Source organism: Inquilinus sp. NPDC058860 (assembly GCF_042743185.1).
Taxonomy (GTDB): Bacteria; Pseudomonadota; Alphaproteobacteria; order DSM-16000; family Inquilinaceae; genus Inquilinus.
Genome location: NZ_JBHYMS010000134.1, coordinates 1 through 2648, shown reverse-complemented (window position 1 = coordinate 2648; position 2648 = coordinate 1). Strand labels below are relative to the sequence as shown.

Below are 2648 nucleotides of genomic sequence, written 5' to 3'. Positions count from 1 at the left end.
TGTGGACACTTCCCACCACCGCCGCTGTCAACCAACGCTTCAGCCTCGGTCAACCCGACAAACCCGCAAAGGCGGCCTCCGGCGGAGGGTTACTTTTCGGGCGACGCGTTGCAAAAAGCGGATTGCTTCTCGAACCTCGCACCCCCTCTCGATAGGTGGCCATCATGCCCGGATGCACGCGGTCGGGAGTGCGAGAACCATGCCTCGCAGCACAGTTGCCTCCCGATGATCTATCTTATTGATAAATAACGATATAGATCGTCAATTTGTGCCGCGATCGGCGGCCGATGGCGGGCCGAGAACGATGAAACAGAGAACTACGTCCACGCTATAGCCCTCCAAAATTAAGGCACGAGCGAATGGCAACAATGGGGGTGGATAGCGGACGATCAGCTTCAGGCGGTGAATGCAGAAAGCAGACCAGCCCTCGAAGATGGACATGCAAGTATCCAGAACGAGCAAGGTTCATGTCACCTTGCTCAGTTCGCGGACTGGGAGACGGCTGATGCTGTGCCCTGTGGCTGCTTCGGCGGCGCGGCGCAGCATGGCCGGGTCTGACACGCCCTGATGGTCGAGCCGCGGCGTATAGGGCGCCTCCAGCCTTGCTGCCTCGTCGTCGGTGAGGCTGATCGACAGCGAAGCCAGAGCGTCGTCAATATGGTCTGCTTTCAGCGCACCCACTATCGGAGCTGCCACCACAGGATTGCGGCGCAACCAGGCAAGCGCAATCATCGACCGGCCGACGCCCCGTTCTTCCGCAATGGCTCCCACCATGTCGACAATCAGCTTGTCGCTGTCGGCCGTGGCTGCACCCAGATTGTAGACGGCTTCGGTTTCCGCCCTTGCCGTGATCGCTCCCCACGGTCGGGCCAGCCGGCCACGGTTGAGCGGGCTATAGACAATGGTCTGCACCCCTTCATCGATGCAAAGCGCATGCATCTCGCGCTCTTCTTCGCGGTCGAGAAGATTGTAGGTATCCTGCATCGACACGAAGCGGGCCCAGCCGTTGGATTTCTGCAGGTGCAGCGCTTTGCCGAATTCCCAGGCCCTCATGGACGATGCGCCGAGATAGCGGACCTTGCCCGCCTTGACGATATCGTTCAGGGCCTCGAGCGTTTCTTCCCAGGGGGTAGTCCTGTCGCGACGATGGATTTGATAGAGGTCGATATAGTCGGTGCCCAGGCGCTTGAGGCTCATATCGACTTCGGTCATGATTGCCTTGCGCGACAGCCCTGTGCCATTGGGTCCGTCCCGCATTGGTGCGCTGAGCTTGGTGGCGATCACAACGTTTTCGCGGTGCGCAAAGTCCTTCAGTGACCGCCCGAGGAACTCCTCGCTGGAACCATTTGAATACAAATTGGCGGTGTCGAAGAAATTGATGCCCGCCTCAAGTGCGTGGCGAACGAGGCGCCGACTTGCTTCCTCGTCAAGTGACCAGGAAGGGTAACCTCGCGACGGGTCCCCGAACCCCATACAGCCAATACAGATAGGCGAAATATCGAGGCCCGTCCGGCCGAGCTTGGCATATTGCATGTCCATCTCCACATTCGCTATATTCGGACAACTGTCCGTTTATAGCTAAGTAGCGGACAATTGTCCGGTTAGTCAAGGGGCGATATGGCTGTAGAAGAGGATGGATTGCGAGCAGACGCCCGCGCCAACCGTGATCGCATACTTGAGGTGGCACGGGAGGCTCTAACCGCCGATCCCGAAACGCCGCTCAGCGCTATCAGCAAGGCAGCCGGAGTTGGGCAAGGCACACTCTATCGCCACTTCCCGACGCGGGAAGCTCTGGCCTTGGCCATTTATCGCAAGGAGATCAGCGCCGTTGCGGCTCTCGCATCCACACTTTTGCAAGAGCATCCTCCGCTTGAGGCGTTCCGTCTATGGTGTGCCCAGTTGGCAGATTCCAGTGCGATGAAACGCGGAGTAGCAAAACTTCTGCAAGGGGCCACTTCTGAGGATGATGAACGCGAGACCTATCGGCAGATGGTGTTGGCCGTGCGTTTACTCATAGCTGCATGTGAGGCCGCGGATGCGATTGATCGCGGTGCAAATGCCGACGATGTTTTGATGCTTCTCGGCGTACTTTGGCAAATTCCATCCCACCCTGGGAGGGACGCTCAGGCGGCGAGGATAATAGCACTCATCTTCAGGGGGTTGGGAGCCAAAGACGAGCTGGGCGGCCGTGCTGGACCATGAAGCTCGCTCTTCTGCTGGAGCGCTTGTCGGGGTGACCATTTCGTCGGGGTCTGCATGTACCGCGAGCGCATAGTTGCGGTGCAAGCCCGTAATGCCTGCTTTCACGCCTTCGTTTTTAGGCGACTAACGTCAGAAATGGGGTCGGAAGCTGCCGTTGCGGCTCTCAAAGATATATCGGGCTGTAGCGTAGAATCGGCGGCTTGCTATCTCACCCGGTGGGATGCGGTGATCGGCGGCGATATCGCACCATAGAGGGCAATCGGCGGTGTTTGGCGGGCCGAAGCCGACGAAACAGAGAACTACGTCTACGCTATAGCCCTCCAAAATTGAAGCGCGAGCGAACGGCAACAGTTGGTACGCGTGAGCTGATGGCCGCGGATCAGGCGGCTTGGTCGAGCTGGCGGAGAGGCCGCCAATTCCATGGCAGCAAGTCGTCGATCCGTTTG

General features: G+C 58.8%; 3 protein-coding genes. 1 reads left to right on the top strand and 2 read right to left on the bottom strand.

Features of this window, described 5'->3' with window-relative positions; genetic code table 11:
• Nucleotides 1-261 precede the first annotated feature (261 nt).
• On the bottom strand, nt 262-441 hold the full coding sequence (locus ACFW16_RS36025) for a hypothetical protein (protein ID WP_380313914.1): 180 nt from the start codon (nt 439-441) through the stop codon (nt 262-264).
• 24 nt (nt 442-465) lie between these two features.
• Nucleotides 466-1533 carry an aldo/keto reductase gene (locus ACFW16_RS36020; protein WP_380313913.1) on the bottom strand — a complete coding sequence of 356 codons (1068 nt, stop codon included), beginning with the start codon at nt 1531-1533 and terminating at the stop codon, nt 466-468.
• Nucleotides 1534-1617: 84 nt separating this feature from the next.
• On the opposite strand from ACFW16_RS36020, the gene ACFW16_RS36015 reads away from it, so the two are divergent.
• On the top strand, nt 1618-2202 hold the full coding sequence (locus ACFW16_RS36015; RefSeq protein WP_380313912.1) for a TetR/AcrR family transcriptional regulator: 585 nt from the start codon (nt 1618-1620) through the stop codon (nt 2200-2202).
• Nucleotides 2203-2648 lie beyond the last annotated feature (446 nt).

Excerpts from the sequence above, each read along its gene's own strand:
- ACFW16_RS36025 (WP_380313914.1), bottom strand. The coding sequence starts at position 441 with ATGTCCATCTTCGAGGGCTGGTCTGCTTTCTGCATTCACCGCCTGAAG.
- ACFW16_RS36020 (WP_380313913.1), bottom strand. The coding sequence starts at position 1,533 with ATGCAATATGCCAAGCTCGGCCGGACGGGCCTCGATATTTCGCCTATC.
- ACFW16_RS36015 (WP_380313912.1), top strand. The coding sequence starts at position 1,618 with ATGGCTGTAGAAGAGGATGGATTGCGAGCAGACGCCCGCGCCAACCGT.